General features: G+C 67.6%; 14 protein-coding genes and 1 tRNA gene. 9 read left to right on the plus strand and 6 right to left on the minus strand.

Translation table 11 applies throughout. The features are described from left to right. Positions 1 to 70 precede the first annotated feature (70 nt). From C0010_RS14400 to C0010_RS14415, 4 genes are all read left to right on the plus strand, one after another. Positions 71 to 1,558, plus strand: coding sequence for a glyceraldehyde-3-phosphate dehydrogenase (locus C0010_RS14400; protein ID WP_105567784.1), 1,488 nt, complete (start codon positions 71 to 73; stop codon positions 1,556 to 1,558). Between the two features lie 147 nt (positions 1,559 to 1,705). Continuing rightward, positions 1,706 to 2,302 carry an asparagine synthase gene (locus C0010_RS14405; RefSeq protein ID WP_105567785.1) on the plus strand — a complete coding sequence of 199 codons (597 nt, stop codon included), beginning with the start codon at positions 1,706 to 1,708 and terminating at the stop codon, positions 2,300 to 2,302. A gap of 95 nt (positions 2,303 to 2,397) precedes the next feature. Continuing rightward, positions 2,398 to 2,470, plus strand: a tRNA-Arg gene (locus C0010_RS14410). Positions 2,471 to 2,569: 99 nt separating this feature from the next. Continuing rightward, positions 2,570 to 3,130, plus strand: coding sequence for a hypothetical protein (locus C0010_RS14415; RefSeq protein WP_105567786.1), 561 nt, complete (start codon positions 2,570 to 2,572; stop codon positions 3,128 to 3,130). Positions 3,131 to 3,184: 54 nt separating this feature from the next. On the opposite strand, the gene C0010_RS14420 is transcribed toward C0010_RS14415, so the two are convergent. Then, positions 3,185 to 4,108 (minus strand): recombinase family protein, encoded by a 924-nt coding sequence (locus C0010_RS14420; RefSeq protein ID WP_105567787.1) that lies wholly within the window; start codon positions 4,106 to 4,108, stop codon positions 3,185 to 3,187. Positions 4,109 to 4,225: 117 nt separating this feature from the next. Here C0010_RS14420 and C0010_RS14425 point away from each other — a divergent pair, with 117 nt between their 5' ends. Genes C0010_RS14425 through C0010_RS14435 form a run of 3 tightly spaced genes read left to right on the plus strand, consistent with a single transcriptional unit; the run spans position 4,226 to position 11,044 of the window. Beyond that, positions 4,226 to 5,977 (plus strand): Eco57I restriction-modification methylase domain-containing protein, encoded by a 1,752-nt coding sequence (locus C0010_RS14425; protein ID WP_158685533.1) that lies wholly within the window; start codon positions 4,226 to 4,228, stop codon positions 5,975 to 5,977. Continuing rightward, on the plus strand, positions 5,974 to 7,065 hold the full coding sequence (locus C0010_RS14430; protein WP_105567788.1) for a BsuBI/PstI family type II restriction endonuclease: 1,092 nt from the start codon (positions 5,974 to 5,976) through the stop codon (positions 7,063 to 7,065). Before C0010_RS14425 ends, C0010_RS14430 begins: the two co-directional genes overlap by 4 nt. A gap of 19 nt (positions 7,066 to 7,084) precedes the next feature. Continuing rightward, positions 7,085 to 11,044 (plus strand): YobI family P-loop NTPase, encoded by a 3,960-nt coding sequence (locus C0010_RS14435; RefSeq protein ID WP_324999402.1) that lies wholly within the window; start codon positions 7,085 to 7,087, stop codon positions 11,042 to 11,044. A 796-nt stretch (positions 11,045 to 11,840) separates the two neighbouring features. On the opposite strand, the gene C0010_RS14445 is transcribed toward C0010_RS14435, so the two are convergent. Then, entirely contained in the window at positions 11,841 to 12,275 is a 435-nt protein-coding gene (locus C0010_RS14445) for a MarR family winged helix-turn-helix transcriptional regulator (RefSeq protein WP_105567791.1), read from the minus strand. A 107-nt stretch (positions 12,276 to 12,382) separates the two neighbouring features. Between C0010_RS14445 and C0010_RS14450 the strand changes: the two genes are divergently transcribed. After that, positions 12,383 to 14,236, plus strand: a complete 1,854-nt coding sequence (locus tag C0010_RS14450; RefSeq protein ID WP_158685534.1) for a DUF2207 family protein — start codon at positions 12,383 to 12,385, stop codon at positions 14,234 to 14,236. 42 nt (positions 14,237 to 14,278) lie between these two features. Here C0010_RS14450 and panB read toward each other — a convergent pair whose 3' ends face one another. Genes panB through C0010_RS14470 form a run of 4 tightly spaced genes read right to left on the minus strand, consistent with a single transcriptional unit; the run spans position 14,279 to position 17,119 of the window. Further along, complete coding sequence (panB, locus tag C0010_RS14455) at positions 14,279 to 15,148, minus strand: 3-methyl-2-oxobutanoate hydroxymethyltransferase (RefSeq protein WP_105567793.1); 870 nt, start codon at positions 15,146 to 15,148, stop codon at positions 14,279 to 14,281. Continuing rightward, positions 15,145 to 15,534 carry an aspartate 1-decarboxylase gene (panD, locus tag C0010_RS14460; RefSeq protein ID WP_105567794.1) on the minus strand — a complete coding sequence of 130 codons (390 nt, stop codon included), beginning with the start codon at positions 15,532 to 15,534 and terminating at the stop codon, positions 15,145 to 15,147. The genes panB and panD overlap by 4 nt, the downstream gene beginning before the upstream one ends. Then, on the minus strand, positions 15,516 to 16,385 hold the full coding sequence (gene panC, locus C0010_RS14465; RefSeq protein ID WP_105567795.1) for a pantoate--beta-alanine ligase: 870 nt from the start codon (positions 16,383 to 16,385) through the stop codon (positions 15,516 to 15,518). Before panC ends, panD begins: the two co-directional genes overlap by 19 nt. Continuing rightward, complete coding sequence (locus C0010_RS14470; RefSeq protein WP_105567796.1) at positions 16,382 to 17,119, minus strand: DUF2520 domain-containing protein; 738 nt, start codon at positions 17,117 to 17,119, stop codon at positions 16,382 to 16,384. Before C0010_RS14470 ends, panC begins: the two co-directional genes overlap by 4 nt. 454 nt (positions 17,120 to 17,573) lie before the next feature. Here C0010_RS14470 and C0010_RS14475 point away from each other — a divergent pair, with 454 nt between their 5' ends. Beyond that, entirely contained in the window at positions 17,574 to 18,416 is an 843-nt protein-coding gene (locus tag C0010_RS14475; protein ID WP_105567797.1) for an aldo/keto reductase, read from the plus strand. Positions 18,417 to 19,014: the final 598 nt, after the last annotated feature.

Consider the following 19,014-nt stretch of genomic DNA (forward strand, 5'->3'; position numbering starts at 1 on the left):
TGGGTCTGCTCCGTATTCTGGTAAAGAATCACGGCCCGCACCGCTTGGGCCCGCGAAGCGAAGGAGCGCCATGAACGCATACGACGAGAAGCTGGTCGCCTGGTGCGAGCGCGAGGAGCTCGCGGAACGGATGATCCCGGTGATCGGCCGCCTGTATCGGGGCAGCGGCACCGTCGTCTCGATCCATGGGCGCCGCCTCGTCGGGCGCTCGCCGATCGAGATCCTGAAGGCGCACCGCTTCGCCCGGCTCGCGGGCGACCGGGTGCTGAACCCCGCCAAGACGCTCGCGGTGCTCGAGTCCCTCGAATCGCTCGGCCTCGGTGCGGCATCCGTCGACGTCGCCCTGCTGGTCGAGCGCTACGACGCACAGGGCGGCGAGTACGCACCGGATGCGCTGGCCGACTACCTGCGGGCCGAGCTCGCCGAGGTCGTCGGAGCGGAGCCGCCCACCACGACCGACGTCGTGCTCTACGGGTTCGGGCGCATCGGCCGCCTCGTGGCCCGCATCCTGATCGCTCACGCCGGCCGCGGCTCCGGCCTGCGCCTCCGCGCCATCGTCGTGCGCGGCGGCGGCGCGAACGACCTGCGCAAGCGCGCCAGCCTGCTGCGCCGCGATTCGGTGCACGGGGCCTTCGACGGCTCGATCGAGGTCGATGAGGAGAACGACACGATCCTCGCCAACGGCACGCTCATCCGGGTCATCCGCTCCGACGACCCCGCGTCGATCGACTACACCGCCTACGGCATCGACGACGCCGTCGTGATCGACAACACGGGCAAGTGGCGCGACGAGGAGGGGCTCGGCCGGCACCTGCGCTCGAAGGGCGTCGCCCGCGTGCTGCTCACCGCGCCCGGCAAGGGCGGCATCAAGAATATCGTCTGCGGTATCAACTGCGACCAGATCCACCCGGATGACCGCATCCTGTCGGCCGCGTCGTGCACGACGAATGCGATCACGCCCGTCCTCGCGGCCCTCGACGATCGCTACGGCGTCGTCGGCGGGCACGTCGAGACGGTGCACTCGTTCACGAACGACCAGAACCTCATCGACAACTTCCATGCGGGCGACCGCCGCGGGCGCTCGGCGGCCCTGAACATGGTGATCACTGAAACGGGCGCGGCTAAGGCCGTTGCGAAAGCCCTGCCGCAGCTGGCGGGCAGGCTCACCGGTTCGGCCATCCGGGTCCCGACCCCCGACGTCTCTCTCGCGATCCTCAACCTGCGCCTCGGGAAGGCGACGGACAAGGCCGAGCTGAACGCGTACCTGCGCCGACTCAGCCTGACGTCGACGCTCCGCCAGCAGATCGACTACGTCGAATCACCCGAGGTCGTCTCGACCGACTTCGTGGGAAGCAACCGCGCGGGCATCGTCGACGGGCTCGCGACGCTGGCCGACGGCGACGAGAACGCCGTGCTCTACGTCTGGTACGACAACGAGTTCGGCTACTCGAACCAGGTCGTCCGCGTCGTCGAGAAGATGGCGGGCGCGCACCCGGTCCACCTGCCCGAGCGGGAGGCCGTCGCGCACGAGGAGGCCCCCGTTCCGCTGCCCGTCTGAGCCTCGGCGGGCCCGCCGAGGTCGGCCCCGCCGCGCGCCGAAGCGCCGCGCGGCGGGGCCGGCCATGCGGCGTCGGGCCGCCGCGGAAGCGGCGCTTTCCCCGTCGCGGCCCCGCTCGGCTAATGTCGTAGGAGACGAGGAGGACCGGTGGGACGCAACGCCGACGCGATTTCGGAGGGCGAGCAGATCGCCGTCTCGGCCGCGCGCCTGGAGATCAAGAACCGCATCCTGGTCACCACGATCGCGGCGGGTGAGAACTTCGACCCCGACATGCTCCTGCCGCAGGCTCGCGAGGCCGTCGAGCGGCTCGCCGTGGAGTCGGAGGACGCCGCCGAGGCCCTGCGCAGGCTGCGCAAGCGCGCGTGGGGCCGCCATTCCCAGTCGCACGGCACGCACGACTACCGCGACAAGGACGTGCGGAACCTGCGTCGCCGCGCGAAGCAGTCGACGGGCGTCGCGAAGCGCCTGCGCGAACTGCTCGGCGACGACGACCGGCTGCGCACCATCATCGAGCAGGCGCGCGACGCGGCCTGGCACGACGTGGAGTCGAACATCGACACCCGCCTCAGGATCGAGGCGATGCGCCCGGATCAGGACCCCGATTACCAGCAGATGCGCGAGGCGCGCATGCAGGCGCTCATGATGGTCGACCTGCAGGCGCTCGAGTCGCAGGCGCGCGCCAGGCGCGGCGAGCCGGCGGCCGACGCCGCGGAGTCCGGCGCCGAGGAACGGCGGGGCGAATAGGCCGCCACGCCCGGGATGCGCCGTCGGGGCGCCTCGATTTCGCACGACGCCGGATGCTGGGGTACTATCGTCAGGTTGCTTCGGCAGCGGAAACTGCGCCTGTAGCTCAATGGATAGAGCATCTGACTACGGATCAGAAGGTTGGGGGTTCGAGTCCCTCCAGGCGCACATAGTATCTGCAACTGCAAATCCTGAAGTGGGTCTGACCAGGGGTTTTCCTGAGGTTCGAACATCGCACGTTCGGGTCAACGCTCGTTGATCCAGTAGATGACTGAACTCTTCGACAAGGATGCCCCTGGTCTGGCTCGGGTCTCGTCCGATGCGGATCTTCTGGAAGAGCATCCGATTGAGGTGCCGCTTCTGGATGGTGTCGCTGTTGGCGTATCGCCGGTCGCAGCCTTCGACGGCGTCGAGCCGCCGGGCGAGTTCGCGGTGCGTATCCTCACTGCTCGCGGTGAGCCGATCGCGTACGACCTCGGCATGCGTTCTACGCTTGGTGAGCTCGCGTTGCTGGTCGAGGAAGAGCGTTCGAGGAATCGCGCCGGCGTAGTAGGCATCGAGAAGCCTGAGTTGGCGCTCGCCCAGCTCGTCGAGATGCTGCTCGATCTCACGAACCTGCGCCGCCCGGACCGTGAGTGCCGCTCGTTGCCGCTCGGCTTCGCGTCGCTCCAAGCGTTCTCGTTCATGCGGCGTGATGCTCAGGTGCGCGTAGAGGTGCTCGACGCGCTGCTCGGCTTCGGCAACCGGGATCGCGGGTTGGCGACAGTTGATCGCTCGGGCCTGCCGGCCCGAGCACACGAAGTAGGCGTACCGCTTTCCTGCGCGTGAGGTCACGTGCTGCATGATCAGCCGACGCTCGCACGAGCAGCAGTAGAGAGTGCTCTACAAGAAGTGGGTGTGAACGCGGGAGCGTTCGCCGCAACGCCGCGATGCGAGCATCTCCTGGACCCGCTCCCAGCGTTCCGCGGACACGATGGCCGGGTGCAAGCCGGGATGCTCGACCCCGTTCATCGTGACGACGCCCTTGTAGTACGGGTTCTTCAGCATGCGGTGCACCGTGCTCGGCCCGATCGGCTTTCCGGGCTCTTCCCTCAGTGTGCGGGTGGTGAGGCCGCGTGATGTCAGCTCGTCCACGATCTGGGAGATGCTCCAGGTCCCGGCCGCGTAGGCGTCGAACATCCACGCGACGTGAGCTGCGCGCTCGGGATCGAGGTCTACCTCTCCGGCCGAGGCGCGACGTCCTTCGCTTGCCCGGCGCACATTGAGGTAGCCGAGCGGTGCGCGCCCGCCGGTCCCGCCTTCCTCGGCTTTCTGGCGAAGGCCCTTCTTCACCTCGGTGGACAGGTTCTGGGAGTAGAACTCTGCGATCGATGCCATGATGCCGTGCACGAGACGCCCGCTCGCGGTCTCGTCGATGTTCTCGGTGGTGGACACGAGGCGGACGCCTGCCTCTTCCAGTGCGCGGACGATCTGCACGTCGTCCGCTCTGTTGCGAGCGAGGCGATCGAGCTTGTGCACGATCACGATGTCCACCTTGTGCGACGTGACGTACTCGAGCAGTCGGCGCAGCTCGGGCCGATCGGTAGTGCGCGCGGAGGCGCCTCGCTCGACGAACTCGGCGGCCACCACCGCGCTCATGGAGAGCGCATGACGCTTATTGGCGGCGCGCTGCGCCGCCAACGAAAGCCCCTCACCCGAGGTTCCGCGGCCCACCTGCCGCTCGGTCGAGACACGAGAGTAGGAAATTGCTGTGAGCGGCTCGAAACGGAACTCGTTGTCTTCGCTGGTCTGGATAGCAAGGGTCATACGCGGAGGCTTCCAGACGACCCAGACGCAGATGCCGTGCGCCGCCAGCGCGACACCGAGGGTACTCACTCGGTGAGCCGTCGGGCTAACGTCAGAGGCCCCGGATACGCTGGAAGCGTGAGTCTCCCCGCCGCCATCACCGAGTTCCTCGCGCGACCCTTGGGGCCCCGCGGGTCGCGTGGGCTGGTTGGATCGGCGGATCCGGCGGCTGAACTGACTCCGGTCGCCGCTGCCGTGCTGGCGGCGATCCCCGCGTGGTGGTCGGCTCGAGCAACGCGGGCAGGTCTCGCAGGGGAGTGGACAGACGTGCACTTCGCCGTCGATGTCACACCTCCGCTCGTGTTGGGTGAGGCACCGCCCCTTGAGCCGGACTGGGCGCTTCTCAGCGCAGAGCAGGTTGGCGCCGCGTATGTGGAGTCGCTTGCATCCGAGACGCGCGCGCGACACGGACGCCACTACACGCCGCACGAGCTGGCACGAGAGCTCTGGTCGATGACCAAAGCAGCACTGGGGATGAAGCACCCTGTGGTGCCGTTGCCGGGTCTCGTGCGGGACCCTGCCTGTGGCGCGGGCGCGCTGCTGCTGCCGGCACTGCGAGAGCACCTCGCGGCGAGCACCGCGATCGATCCGCGTCTGGTCCTAAACAGGCTCCCCTCGTTGATCGAAGGCATCGACTCTGATCCGGCTGCGGTGTGGGTGGCGAATGTCGTTCTCGCGGCGGAGATGCTTCCGACCCTCGCCCGTATCCCGGAGAGTCACCGGCGACCATTGCCCGCACTGGCGCACATCGGCGACGGATTGGCGCCGGATCGCGCACCCGCCCGAGCGGTCTTGATGAACCCGCCCTATGGGCGCGTGCGTCTGAGCGACGCCGACCGCGCGCGATTCGCGAAGTCGCTGTACGGGCACGCCAACCTCTACGGGATGTTCATGGCTGCTGGAGCCGAGGCGCTGGACTCCAGCGGCGTCCTTTCCGCTCTCGTTCCGACATCGTTTACGGCAGGACGCTACTTCGAGCCTCTCCGCGCACACCTGACGTCCCAGCTACGGCTGGAGAGCGTGGCGTTCGTCGCCGACCGGTCCGGAGTCTTCACATCCGTGCTGCAGGAGACCTGTCTGGCGACACTCACTCGCCGTCGTGTGCGCAAAGTGGATGTGCGTGCGATCGGTTCGGCTGTGGAAGATGTCGCGACCATCGCCTCGCCGACGGGCGGCAACCCGTGGATACTCCCTCGTCGCTCAGACCTGGCTCCTGTGGCCGCCGCCGCTGCGAAGCTGCCCAATACTCTGTCGAGTGCAGGGTGGAAGGTCAGTACGGGGCCGCTGGTGTGGAATCGGCGAAAGGACGACCTCTTCTCGCGACCTGCGAACGGACGCCACCAGATCATCTGGGCCGCCGATATCGACGGCGGGGCTGTACACCGCGACGTCCGTCGAGCCTCGACCCGATACCTGGCGCTGCACTCAGATCGCGACCGCAACGTCATGCTCACGACCGCGCCTGTCGTGCTCGTGCAACGCACCACGGCACCTGAGCAGCAGAGGCGACTGGTAGTGGCCGAGCTCACCGAGGACGACTTGGCTCGCTCCTCTGAGGGTGTCGTCGTCGAGAACCACGTCAACATCATCAAGCCGGTCGGAAATGAGCAACTCCTCAGTAGACGTCTGCTGACTCGAATCCTCTCGACAGACGCCCTCGACAAGCTGGTCCGATGCATCTCCGGGTCAGTCGCGTTGTCGGCGTACGAGCTCGAATCGATCACGCTGCCCGACGCCCAGACGCTGAAGAGTTGGGAGAGCCTGCCTGACGGCGAGCTTGAGCGCTCTGTCGCACAAATGTACGGCCTTCCGGAGCAGCCGGGGACATGAGACCCATCATCACGGCCGAAGAGGCCACCAAGCGTCTCCTCGTTGTCTTTCCACGCACCGCATTCGACGCCGTGATGTCCAGCCCGCTCGCCGGCGCTGCTGTTGCGGCGCTGATCTACGTAGACGCCGTTGCCGATGATCCCTACAACTTGTTCTGGGCGCGCCCGTCAATGGTGACCTGGATGTCCGAGACCATGCGCGAACAGGCCAGCGACGAGGACCGGCTCGCCTGGCGCGGTGAAGCAGCGAAGGGAGCGAAGGCCCTCGCTGGCCTCCTGCAATCCTGGGGCGTTCCGGATACTCCTGGATACGCCGATAATTCTCGCGAGACCCTGCGAGACGAGACATTCCGGAAGTGGCGAGAGCACGGTGCGCTCCGTGAACGGCTTGACCTTCCCAAGACGTCAGGCGCAGGACGCTGGGTGATGGAGCCACACTTCGCGGATCTCTTCGCGCCCGGACTGAGCGATGCAGAGGTGGAAGTCGCCGCCGCTGAATGGCGCGAGGCACACCTGTCGCCGGCCGCGAAGCTCCGGGTACGGTTCGCGATCGAAGGAGAGCAAGCGAGTCACGCCGTCACGGTCACGCTCCCGAACAATGCAGGCACCCGCACCCTCGAAGCTGGGCGTGCCTCCCTAATCCTCAAGGGCGTGATCGAGAACTGGGCACCGGCGCGGCTGCGCAACCCCTACGTGGTCTCCGTCAGCGAACCGGGCGACAAGCTCTTCACGGCAGACGCCCAACTCCTCTCGTACCTCGGCGTCACCATCAACGTCTCCAGCCTTCTTCCCGACGCGCTGATTGCCGACGTCGGAGACAAAACGGTCGACTTCTGGTTCATCGAAGCGGTCAACACCGACGGCGAGATCAATGAGGCACGCAAGCGCGACTTCCAGGAATGGGCGCTCCTGCAAGGCATTGACCCCAAGCAGTGCCGGTTCCTCACCGCGTTCGGCTCACGCAACCATCCCGCTGCCAGGAAGCGCTTGAAGGATCTCGCCGAAGGCAGTTACGCCTACTTCGCCGACGAGCCCGACCACGAACTCGCGTGGTACGCGATCACAGGCAATCACACTGGTGATTCATGAGGATCGTCAGGAGGTCGACATGCCTGAGGAGCGGTCAGCGGTAACGGTGGATGGCGACGGCAAAGAGGCCGCGGCTGGAGCCACGGCCCCCGGCGCCTGGTTAAGGCGTAGGTGGGCCGCCCTTACTGCCCGACGCGCCGAGCGGCAACAGATCCGCTCTCGCCGACCCGCACGGCCGGGTAACACCATCCCACTCAAAGCTCTCGCGCCCGACTTCCAACGTGAATACCACCAGGTCTACTTGGATCTCCTTGAACGAGCACTGCGCCACCCAGACACTCGCAGCGTCGCTCTGACTGGATCGTATGGATCGGGCAAATCCAGCGTTCTCCGCGCGCTCGGACGCACCTGGTGGCGACGTCGGCGCATTGTGGAGCTTTCGCTCTCGACACTTGATCCCGACCTGATTCCTCCTGCTCAGATACAGAACCCAGCCGAGCGCGAGAAGAGCAATCAGATTCAGAAGGAGCTCGTCAAGCAGCTCCTATACCGCCTGCCGCCGGGCAGAACACCCCGATCTCGATTCCCCCGCGCCTCGTCGCCCAGCCGAGGGACGGGGCTATTCGTAGCATTCACTGCCGCGGCTGCCGTCGGAGCCGTATGGGTGGTAGCTCTTCTCGCAGGATGGCAACCGGACATCACGCAGCGCATTGAAGGGGTCGGCTGGTCCGGGCCCTGGTTCTGGGCTGCCGCGGCCGCTGTGGCAGCGCTCGGCGCGACTGGCGCGTGGTGGGTGCTCGCGGGCAAGTACGCACTCCAGGCAGGTCTGAAAGCCGGCGCAGTCACTGTCAGCCTGGCGCCGACCTCGTCGAGTTACTTCGACCAGTATCTCGACGAGATCATGTACTTCTTCCAGGTCAGTAAGGCCGGCATCGTGCTCATCGAGGACGTCGACCGATTCGATGACGCCGTGGTCTTCGACACGCTGCGCGCACTCAACACGCTCCTCAACAGTTCACGTCAGGTCCGCCGACGAGTCATCTTCATCTACGCAATCCGAGACAGCGTCCTTGGCCGCATCGGAGCAGAGAAGACAACGAGCAAGGGAGAGCCGAGCGACACGGCCGCCGCCGATACGACTCCCGTCCTCGAGATCGACAAGGCGAACCGGACCAAGTACTTCGACGTGATCATCCCCATAGTCCCGTTCGTCACTGCTGACAACGCTCGCGATCTCCTGATGGAGATTATGCAGCCGCACCTCGCGCACAATGAGGGCGCTCCTGGGATCTCACCGTCACTTATTCGGCTGGCTGCACGGCACGTGGCGGACATGCGGACGCTCCTGTCGATCCGCAACGAGTTCGAAGTTCACTTGGACCGACTGATGACCTCTGCCCGGGCACCGATGCCCGACATCAATCACGACATCATCCTCTCTCTGGTGCTCCTACGCGCAACGAGCCCCGATGCTTACGAGAAGATCCGACTCAAGACCAGCCCACTGGACGACCTCAACAGACGATGGCTCACTCTCGTCGAAGAGAACCTGGAAACCCTCACCGCGGAGCTCACCCGATTGCGAACCCAGCTGGAGACCGGAGTCGCTCTCGACCTGCGCCTGGGGAGGGCAGCAGCTGCGCTGGACGCGCGACGTTCAGAACTCTTCGAACTCGCGCAAGGAATCACTCCCGAGCGGGTCCAATTCAGCGGTCCTCTGTCAGACGACAACCTGGCGAACCTGATGGGCTGGCAACAGATCGCCGACGGGCAGCTACTCACCCTGACCTTCTTCACCAAGCCGGATCGATACAGTCAGCGCCAGACGAAGATAGTGACGGTAGGTCGGCATCTGCTCGCGCAGCTTCTGGACATGCCGATTGACCCCGCGTCCTGGCGAACAGCTGACGTGGATGAGCTCAACGACCAGATCGCATCCACCGAAGCGGAGATCAGATTCCTGAGACACCACACTTGGGCCGAAGTGCACTCGCGGCCCGACCTCACTGTCAAGGCGGCAGGTAGAGAAACCTCGAGTCGCGTAGAGGGTCATCCAGCAGGTGAAGCTCCAGCAGCTCCGAAGGCCGTTGCCTCCACGCGTCCCAACTTTACCGATCTTGTCCAGGAGCACGCGCCGAGTGAACTTGCAGCCGGCCTGATCGCGCATGGTTATCTTCCGCGGCACTTCGCTAGGTACGCATCGACGTTCTACGGCAAGGTCGTCGGACTCAACGCCACCGAGTTCATCTCCAGGGCCATCGAACCAGGCACACCCATCGTCGAGTACGAGCTGAACGAACAGGATGTTGCTCAAGTCCTCGCAGAACAGCAAGCCGATGAAGACGATGCAGACCTGTTCGACGATCTGAGCATCTACAACCTCGACATCGTCGCCTACCTCCTCCTGCACCGTCCTCGGGCGGCGCAGCGGGTCGCGGACCATCTGGCCGCAAGGTGGGGTGAGGTAGAACGGAGCTTCCTGAGCCGATTCCTGCAACGGGCCACTAATGACCAGGCCGCCGCACTCACCTCGATGATGGCGCCCAACTGGCAGGACGCACTCCGCTTCACCATCTCGGAAGTAGCGCTCGCCCCGGCTTCCCGTTACCAGCTGGTGGACGCTGTCCTAAACGCCGTCCGCTCGGACGAGCGCGACGATCTCGACCCCGAAGTCGGACGGTTCCTTGCTGCCAACTACCCGCAGCTTCCCACCGCTATCGCTCCACGGAACCCGGACCGCGCAGCAATCGTGATGACTGTCTTCGAACAGGCCGGCGCAACGATCGCTGATCTCACCCCGCTCAACGACACTGCCATCACCGCAGCGACGGCTCTGAGTATCTATCCGGTAACTGCACCCAACCTGCAGGCGATCGGTGGAGCCGAAGAAGTTCCGCTCGATGCCTTGCGCTCACGGGCAGAAGGCCCGCAGGTCTACGAGCACGTGATCAAGCGTCTTCCCGACTACCTCGACGCTCTCGGGAAGCTCGACCCGCCAGCGACGCCGATCAAGGATCCGTCCCAGTTCACCGCTGTCCTCAACGACATCGCCACGTCGTCGGGAAGCGACTGGTTCGACGAGTTCGTCTCTGCCACGGCGGATGCATGCACCGTTCCGGATCTCGAGAGCGTTGACCCGTCAGCGTGGTCGGCGCTTGTCAAGTTCAGGCGAACAGACGAGACTTTCGAGAACGTCGATCGCTACGTGAACGAGCACGAACTCGACGCCGCGCTCGGCGAGTTCCTTGCCGAGCGCGCTCAGATCACGACCACCGCAGAGATCACTCAAGCAGCAAAGTCAGCGCTGGCCGCCACGGTCCTTGCCTCGAGAGACTCGCTTCCTGACCCCTCGACGCGCGTCGCGCTCGTGAAATCGCTCGAGCCTGGCGTCCTCCCGGTCACGCACGTTGGAGCGCGCGATGGCGAACTTGTCGGGCTCCTCCTCAGAGAGGGGCTACTGGCCGACGCCCCAGACACGTTCTCTGCCGACCTGCTCTCGGACTGGCGCAACCTTGAGAGCGCCATCCAGGCATCCCAGAGCTTCGCCGCGTTCGCAGACGCGACCATCATGCCGCCCCGTCACCTCGCTGCGATGTTGACCAGCAGCAAGTTATCGGTGGAGACCCGTGACGCGTTGGCAGTGAAGCTCGTGGAGCTGCTCACAGGAGCAACCGCAACAGACGGGACTGCTACCGCCAATGCGCTCGCCCGGCAAGGTACGCAACTTGACTTCCCGCGGATTGACGCGCTGCGCGAGTCCGGCGCTGACCGCCGCACAATCATTCAACTCGCGGCTACCCAGAGCGAAGGGCTGTCAACCACCGAACTGAGGGCGCTCCTGCACGCGATGGGCGGGGAGTGCCGGCGGCTCGCTCTCGGAGGGAGTGGAGTGGTGCGCTTTGACGTCGACGGTGACCATCGGGCTGTGCTCGCACGCTTGGCGGGGATTACGCACACCGGAGCGAAGGAAGGATTCACTCTGAAGCACGGCACGAAGCTTGAGGCGAATCTGAAACACGCACCCGCGATTCAGCAGTGAACGCGTACGCGATTGAGCTCTTGCGTGGGCACCGATCACAGGGTGCATGTGTGCGATCCACGCATCAGGACGCCCGTGACCACGAGCAGGTGAAGCGGGGGTCAAGAGGCGCGAGAATGCGGCACGCCCGCGACCGCTCGAGACGGACGCAACTCCGTCCCGGAATTGCGGAGGTAGGTGCCTACAGTCGTGGGGGAGACAGACAGAGCCTTACCGATCTGCGCCAGAGTCTCGCCCCCACGGTAGCGGTCTGTCGCGATCTTGAGTTCCGCGTCATCGAGGCCTTGATTGCGCAGCTGCACCCCGGCCTTCCGCAGGTGGCGTGTCACGGTAGCGCGGCTCGCGCCGACCTGCTCGCACACCTTCTTCAACGGGAGCCCCGACTCGTAGAGCTCGCGCATCAGGCCGACGGCTTCAGACGTGACCGTGTTTCGAGGCTTTCCAACTGACCGCACGACAGGCCCTCGATGGTCCGTGATCGAGGGCTCCGACGCCGACGCGCTACTGGTCTCGATGCCCTTCCTCGCCCGAGAAATCAACGATCTCAGCGCGCGGGACGAGATTCGAACGTCCTCCAGCAAGGCGCACAGAGGACGAAGCCCCGGTGGAAACGCCGGGGCTTCGTCGTTGCGCGCGAAGACCTGTGCCGATCGTCATCTGCTCAGCGTACGCCCCGCCCGCGCGGCGTGTGAACCGCGGGCGGCCGCACGGCGGCGCAGGGCGTGTCCCTTTGTTCGGGCCCTAGCGAGCAGGTGCCCAGTGACCAGCGCAGTAGGCCGGAACCAAGCGGCATGCGCTACTGCGGGAGGCCGCGGAGCTTGGCGGTCAGTTCGTGCAGCGTCCGCAGCTCGTCGTCGGTGAGCACGCTCATTCGCTGGGCGATGTGGCGCCCGTGCTGTGTCGCGACGGCGCGGAACGTGCGGGCGCCTCTCGGCGTCGCCGTGACGAGCGAGCCGCGGCCGTCCTCGGGGTCGGGGCGCTTGGTGACGAGCCCCTTCGCGACCATCCGGTCGATCAGCCGCGAAACGCTCGGCTGGCTGATCAGCATGTAGGTCGTGATCTCGCGCAGGCGGGCGGTCATGTCGGGAGCGCGCGTGACCGTCAGCAGCACGTCGTACTCGGCCTGTGCGAGCTCGGTGCCGCGGAAGTCGCCCTCGATCGATTCGAAGATCTCGTGCTGCGCACGGAACAGGCTCTCCCACGCCTGGACGGCGGCTCTGCGGTCGGTCACGTATGCAAGCGTATAAGAATCGCCGCGCGAACCGGCGCCGGCTCTCCGGACGGGCCTCCCCCGTGCGGCGGAGGCGGCGGGTCCGCCGCCCCCGATATCCTGTGCCGATGGCCAGGTGGAACGACCGGATGGATCACGTCGGCCGCGGGCGGAGCGTGCGGTCGCGCACACTGGGCCGCGTGCGGCGCGCCGGCGCCGGGATCGCGCTCGCGGCGCTGCTCGCCCCCGCGCTGACCGGCGCTGCCGTCGAGGCATCAGGCCCGAGGGCCGCCGACGTCGACGATTTCGCGTTCGACAGCATGCACACGGTCTTCGAGCTGGCCCGCGACGCAGACGGCGTCGGCCGCGCGGTCGTGACGGAGACGCTGGTCGCCGACTTCCCAGCGCGGCAGAACCGGGGCCTGAACAGGCAGATCCCCGAGGCATCGTTCGGGGCGCCGACCCGGCCCGATGTCCTCTCCGTGACCGACGAGAACGGCGCGGAGCGCGCGTACGAGGAGGACACGGAGGACGGCTACCTCTCGATCACCTCGGCCGTTCCCGAGGGCGAGTACGCCGAGGGGCGGCAGACGTACGTCATCCGGTACGAGATCGAGAACGTCGCGCAGCCGATGGACAACGGCCTCGACGAGTTCTACTGGGACATCAACGGCGAGCAGTGGGCGCAGCCGTTCGGCGAGGTGAGCGCGACCGTGGTGGTCGACGGCGACATCGCGGGCGACCTCACGGGCGACGCGCGATGCTACATCGGCACGGCGGGCGACGAGTGCGCCGTTTCGCGCGCCGCGGCGACCGACGGCGGGGTGCGGTTCGACACGGAGCCCGTCTCGGCCGCCCCTCGCGAGAGCGCCACCGTGGCGATCGGCTTCCGCCCCGGCACCTTCGAACCGTACGACAACGAGTTCGCGGCATCCGTGCCCGCATGGATCGGCCTGATTGCGGCGATCGGCGCCGTCGGCGCGCTCGTCGCGGGCCTCGTGCTGCGCGGGCGCCGCCTGCGCGACTCGCCGGGGCGCCCCACCGTCATCGCGGAGTACGACCCGCCCGACGGCATCGACGCGCTCCAGGCGGCCGTCTTCGTCGGCAGGGGCGCGACCTCGGCGGTGCCGGCCGAGGTCCTCGAACAGGCGGTGCTCGGCTCCGTCCGGATCGTCGAGGCCGAGGGGAAGAAGGGCAGGACGGAGCTGGCGGCCGAGCTCGCCGACGCGGCGCGCGCCGACGGCAACGGCAGGCAGCTGCTCCGGGCGATGTTCGGACACGACCTGCGCGGCGGGCCGTACGCGTTCGGCAAGCACGACAGCAAGCTCGCGAAGGCGACCGGGAAGCTCATCCAGCAGACCACAGAAGCGCAGAAGAAGAGATACCGCCGGCGCTACCCGGCGGGCGCGGCGCTCGCCGTCGCCGCCACGGCGATCGTGCTGGGCGTGGGCGCCGTGGTCGGGGAGGCGATCGCGCTCGACGCGCTGGTGAGGCCGCTGGTGCCCGTCACCGTGATCGTCGTCGCGCTCGTCTGCGCCGTCGCCGCATGCATCGTCGTGGCGAAGGTGCCGTTAAATCCAGCCGGTGCGGAGCTGCGCGATCACCTCGCGGGGCTGAAGCTGTTCATCCGGGTCACGGAGGAGGAGCGCATCCGCGTGCTGCAGTCTCCGGATGGCGCTGCGCGGCGGCGCATCGAACCGGGCGACCCGCGCCAGCTCCTCCACCTCTACGAGGAGCTGCTGCCGTTCGCCGTCGCATTCGGGCTCGAGAAGAAGTGGTCGGACAGGCTGGCGGCGATGTACGGGGACTCAGCGCCGGCGTGGTGGGCCGGTGCGGGCGCGTTCCACGCGGCCAGCTTCTCGAAGGGCGTCGGCGCGCTCGGCCCGAGCGTCGGCGCCAGCACCTCGAGCTCGTCGGGCGGCTCGACGGGCGGCGGCACGGGTGGCGGCGGCGGCGGTGGCGGCGGTGGCGGCGGCGTCTGACCCGGCGATCGCCGGCGCGCCGATGGTCGCGTCCCGGTGCGCTCAGCGCCCGGGGAGGAGCCTCGCGAGCCGCTCCCGCTCTTCGGACGGCATGCGATAGGTGTGCTCCTCGGCGGGGTAGCGCGATGAGCGGACGTCATCCGCGAACTCCGCGAGCCCCGATATCATCCGCTCGCGAAGAGCGTCGTACCGCTTGACGAAGCGAGCCGGTGCGCCGTTGTGGATGCCGAGCAGATCGTGGAAGACGAGCACCTGGCCGTCGACGTCGCTGCCCGCGCCGATGCCGATCACGGGCACGCGGATGCACTGCGCGATCTGCGCGGCCGCGGCGGCCGGGATCGCCTCGAACACGATCGAGAAGCACCCGGCTTCCTCGAGGGAGCGAGCGGCATCGAGCACCGTCAGAGCCTCCTCGGCGGTCCGGCCGCGGGCGCGGAAGCCGCCGCCGGCGGCCGCGGTCTGCGGAGTGAGGCCGACATGGCCCATCACGGGGATGCCAGCGCGCACGATGGCCCGCGCGCGCTCGGCCGATGCCCCGCCTCCTTCGAGCTTGACGGCGTCGGCGCCCGCCTCCTTCACGAAGCGCTGCGAGGTCGCGACGGCGTCGCCGTCCGAGGCCTCGTACGACCCGAAGGGCAGGTCGGCGACGAGCAGCGGCCGGTGCGCGCCGCGTCGGGCGGCCCTGCACAGCACGAGCATCTCGTCGACCGTGACGGGAACGGTGCTGTCGTAGCCGAGCACGGTCATCGCGCCCGAATCGCCGACGAGGACGACGTCGACGCCGGCCGCATCGGCCGCACCCGCACTGGGGAAGTCGTAGGCGGTCACCATCACGATGCGCTCACCGTTCGCCTTCATCCGGGCGAGATCCGTGATGCCGACGCGCTCGCCCCCGGACGGCCGGGAGCTCATGGCCGCGCTCCGAGCAGCTGGTCGACGGCGGCGTCGACCGTGACGATCCCGTTGCCGCGGTCGACGTGCACGACGCGCGGCTCGTACTGCTCCAGGTCGCGCTCGTCGTACTCCGCGTACGAGACGACGATGATCGTGTCGCCTGAGTGCACGAGCCGGGCCGCGGCGCCGTTGACCTGCATCGTGCCCGTGCCGCGTTCGCCCACGAGCGCGTACGTCTCGAACCGGGCGCCGTTGTCGACGTCGAGGACGTGCACCTGCTCGTGGGGCAGGATGTCGGCGGCCTCGAGCAGGTCGGGGTCGATCGTGATCGAGCCGACGTAGTTGAGGTCGCTGCCGGTGATCGTGGCTCGGTGGATCTTGGACTTCAGCATGATGCGTCGCATCGGTGGTCTCCTTCCAGGATGCGGTTGTCGATGAGTCGTGCCGCACCGACGCGGGCGGAGATGGCGAGCAGCGCGCGGTCGCCGACGTCTTCGCGCGCGCTGAGGTCTTCTGCGTCGCGCAGCTCGATGTACTCGGGGTCGAGGCCCGCGGCCGCGAGGACGCCGCGCGCGGCCGCGATCACGGGCGCAGCGCGGCGCTCGCCGGAGCGGACGAGGGCATCGGCGGTGTCGAGGGCGCGATTGAGCGCGGTGGCGCGCCGGCGCGAGGCTTCGTCCAGGTAGGCGTTGCGCGAGCTCATGGCGAGGCCGTCGGGCTCGCGCACGATCGGGCACGCGACGACCCGCACCGGCATGTTCAGATCGCGCACGAGGCGCCGCACGACCACCACCTGCTGCGCGTCCTTCTGCCCGAAGTACGCGCTGTCGGGCGCCACCATGCCGAACAGCTTCGCCACGACCGTGGCGACGCCGTCGAAGTGGCCGGGCCCCCGCACGGCGCCGCACAGCACGTCGGTGACGCCGGTGACGTGGATCGTGGTGGCGAAGCCGTCGGGGTACACCTCGCTGACGGGAGGCGCGAAGAGGATGTCGGCGCCCGCCTCGCGGGCCAGGCGCGCGTCGCGCTCCTGGTCGCGCGGGTACGCGTCGAGGTCCTCGTGCGCACCGAACTGCGTCGGGTTCACGAACAGCGACACGATCACCAGGCCGCTCTCGGCGCGCGCGGCGCGGATGAGCGAGAGATGCCCCTCGTGCAGCGCCCCCATCGTCGGAACGAGCCCGACCTCTTCGCCCGCGGCCTTCGCGTCGGCCACGGCGGCGCGGATCTCGGCGACGGACCTCAGCACGTTCATGCTTCCTCCTCGATCATCCGGCTGGTGCTCGCGTGCATCGCGTCGAACAGCTCCAGCGCGCCAGGCACGTCGGAGAGGGCGGCGCGCTGGCGTGCGACCGTCGCGGCGTCGCCGCGCGTGATCGGCCCGGTCAGCGCGCCGGCGCCGAGTTCGACCCAGTTGTCGATCGTGCGCCGGATGAGCGGAGCGAGCATGTCGCGAGCGCTCGCTGTGGGGATGCCCGCGGCGCTGGCGGCACCGGCAGCCGCCTCCTCGAGGGTGACGAGGAAGTTCGAGGCGATGCAGCACGCCGCGTGGTAGGCGGCGCGGTCCTCGTCGGCGATGTCGAACGCCCGTCCGCCGACGGCGCCGACGAGCAGCGCCGCGGCGTCCCTCCCGGCGGGGCGGTGGGCCGCGACAGCGCAGGCGAGATCGACGAAGACGTCCGGATGCTCGTCGCCCGTGAACGTCTGCACCGGGTGCAGGCCGAAGTCGACGTCATCGATGGGGGTCGCGCCCGAGGTGTGTCCGATGAGGCGCACGCGGTCGGCGATCGCGGCCGCCGCGCTCGGAATCTCGGAGTCCGTGACGCACAGCAGGCCGATATCGGCGCGGGGCGCGGTCTCATCGCGGCCGAGCGGGCCGGTGACGCAGAGGCCCGCGGCACGGAGCGCCCTCGCGAACGCGCGGCCGAGCCTGCCTCGGCCGATGACGACGACGTGGGCGGCTGCGGGGGCGGGTATGTGGCTCTTCATGGGTTCGGCGCGGCCCGGCCGCGCGGGATGAGTATCCGGCGCCCGGCGGATGCGGCACAAATCGCGGAGCATTTCGACACGTGTGTTGGCCCGATTTGTGCGCGTTGTGCTCCGGTTCAGCGCAAACAGCGGTGCGAAGTGATCTCAGGGGCCCTGCCGTGCCCCCGTCCGGCGCGGTGACGGACGCAAGAAGGGCCGGGTCGGATGTTGATCCGACCCGGCCCTCGTCCCTTGCACCAGGAGTGTCCTGCAATCACATGTAGGTCGCCGCCACAGCAAAACGGCTTCCCGGTTCAGACTCTATAACAGCGAGGTAACGCTCGCCAAGGCCCAGCGTTACTTTTCCGTGATTTTCTTTGCGGGTGCATCTGGAACGCTCAGCCGGGCGGCCGACCCGCCCCACCGGCGTCGGCGCCGACGGTAGCGTGGGAAGCCCGTACGGAAGGATGCACCCATGGCAGAACCCATCCGGATCCCGGAGATCACCCTCAATGACGGCACCGCGTTCGCGGAGCTCGGCCTCGGCACCTACAAGCTGAACGGCGAGGAGGGCATCGCGGCGATCGAAGCGGGCATCGGCAGCGGCTACCGCCTGCTCGACACGGCCGTGAACTACGGCAACGAGCGCGAGGTCGGCGAGGCCGTGCGCCGCAGCGGCATCGATCGCGACGAGATCATCGTCACGACCAAGGTCCCCGGGCGTCACCACGGCTTCGACGAGGCGATCGCGAGCGGCATCGAATCGAACGGGGTGCTCGGCCTCGACCGCATCGACCTGCTGCTCATCCATTGGCCGAACCCGAGCGTCGGAAAGTACGTCGAGACGTACAAGGGGCTCCTCGAGCTGCGGGAGCGCGGCATCGTCCGCTCGGTCGGCGTCTCCAACTTCACGATCCGGATGCTCGAGGAGCTGATCGCGGAGACGGGCACGGCACCGGCGGTGAACCAGGTGGAGCTCCACCCCTACTTCCCGCAGGCCGAGCTGCGCGCCTTCCACAACGAGCACGGCATCCGCACCGAGAGCTGGAGCCCGCTCGCGCGGCGGAGCGAGCTCCTCGAGGAGGAGGGCGTCGTCGCCCTGGCCGAGAAGTACGGGGTCACGCCGACGCAGCTGGTGCTCCGCTGGCACACCCTGCTGGGAGCGACGCCGATCCCGAAGTCCGCGTCCCCGGAGCGGCAGCGGGAGAACGCCGATGTGTTCGGCTTCGACCTCGACCCGGACGACATGGACCAGCTCTCGTCGCTCGAGCGGGGGCGGCTCTGGGACGCGGACCCGGAGCACCACGAGGAGATGTGACGAACAGCGCGGGGGCGTGGGCGGTGAGCCGGCGCCCCCGCGCCCCCGCGCTGTTGTCGTGCGGGGCGCGCGGACGCCGAGGTGCGGTCGAGGGCGACACGCCCGGGAGCGCCGTGGTTTGTGGGGGCGGCGGGATCCGCGTAATGTATTCCCTTGTCGCCGCCAAGCGGTGAGGTTGAGCCGGAAGGTTCCCATCCCAAGCAGGCGACACGATCCCGACGAAGGTCACGAGCAGCTCAGGCTGCTCCGGTCTTCTCTCGGGTGGTCGCTCTTCTCCCGAGCATCGCGATTTGCGAGCGCTTCGAGAGTGGGTTAAGCTAGTGAGGTTGTCTCGCCGGCTCAACCGAAAGAAAGAGCGGCCGACACGGTTTCAGAATTCATTCAGTTTCGACTGGATAAGCTGAGACGGAAAGATAAACAAAGCTTCTCCGGTTCCGAACATTTCGGATTTGCGAAATGCAAACGGAATAGGATAAGCTGAGGAAGTTGCCCCGGAGGGCTGCGGCGGGAGTCGCAGGGCCGGGAGCGTCCGATCCTTGAGAACTCAACAGCGTGCACTTGTCAAATGCCAAATTATCCTCGGCTCGAGTGGTTTTCC

Source organism: Microbacterium halophytorum, assembly GCF_002970975.1.
Taxonomy (GTDB): domain Bacteria; phylum Actinomycetota; class Actinomycetes; order Actinomycetales; family Microbacteriaceae; genus Microbacterium; species Microbacterium halophytorum.

Bases quoted from the DNA above. Each gene is read 5' to 3' on its own strand.
- C0010_RS14415 (WP_105567786.1), top strand. From the start codon at position 2,570: ATGACTGAACTCTTCGACAAGGATGCCCCTGGTCTGGCTCGGGTCTCG.
- panC (WP_105567795.1), bottom strand. From the start codon at position 16,385: ATGAACGTGCTGAGGTCCGTCGCCGAGATCCGCGCCGCCGTGGCCGAC.
- C0010_RS14420 (WP_105567787.1), bottom strand. From the start codon at position 4,108: ATGACCCTTGCTATCCAGACCAGCGAAGACAACGAGTTCCGTTTCGAG.
- panB (WP_105567793.1), bottom strand. From the start codon at position 15,148: ATGAGCTCCCGGCCGTCCGGGGGCGAGCGCGTCGGCATCACGGATCTC.
- panD (WP_105567794.1), bottom strand. From the start codon at position 15,534: ATGCGACGCATCATGCTGAAGTCCAAGATCCACCGAGCCACGATCACC.
- C0010_RS14435 (WP_324999402.1), top strand. From the start codon at position 7,085: ATGCCTGAGGAGCGGTCAGCGGTAACGGTGGATGGCGACGGCAAAGAG.
- C0010_RS14450 (WP_158685534.1), top strand. From the start codon at position 12,383: ATGGCCAGGTGGAACGACCGGATGGATCACGTCGGCCGCGGGCGGAGC.
- C0010_RS14470 (WP_105567796.1), bottom strand. From the start codon at position 17,119: ATGAAGAGCCACATACCCGCCCCCGCAGCCGCCCACGTCGTCGTCATC.
- C0010_RS14400 (WP_105567784.1), top strand. From the start codon at position 71: ATGAACGCATACGACGAGAAGCTGGTCGCCTGGTGCGAGCGCGAGGAG.
- C0010_RS14430 (WP_105567788.1), top strand. From the start codon at position 5,974: ATGAGACCCATCATCACGGCCGAAGAGGCCACCAAGCGTCTCCTCGTT.
- C0010_RS14475 (WP_105567797.1), top strand. From the start codon at position 17,574: ATGGCAGAACCCATCCGGATCCCGGAGATCACCCTCAATGACGGCACC.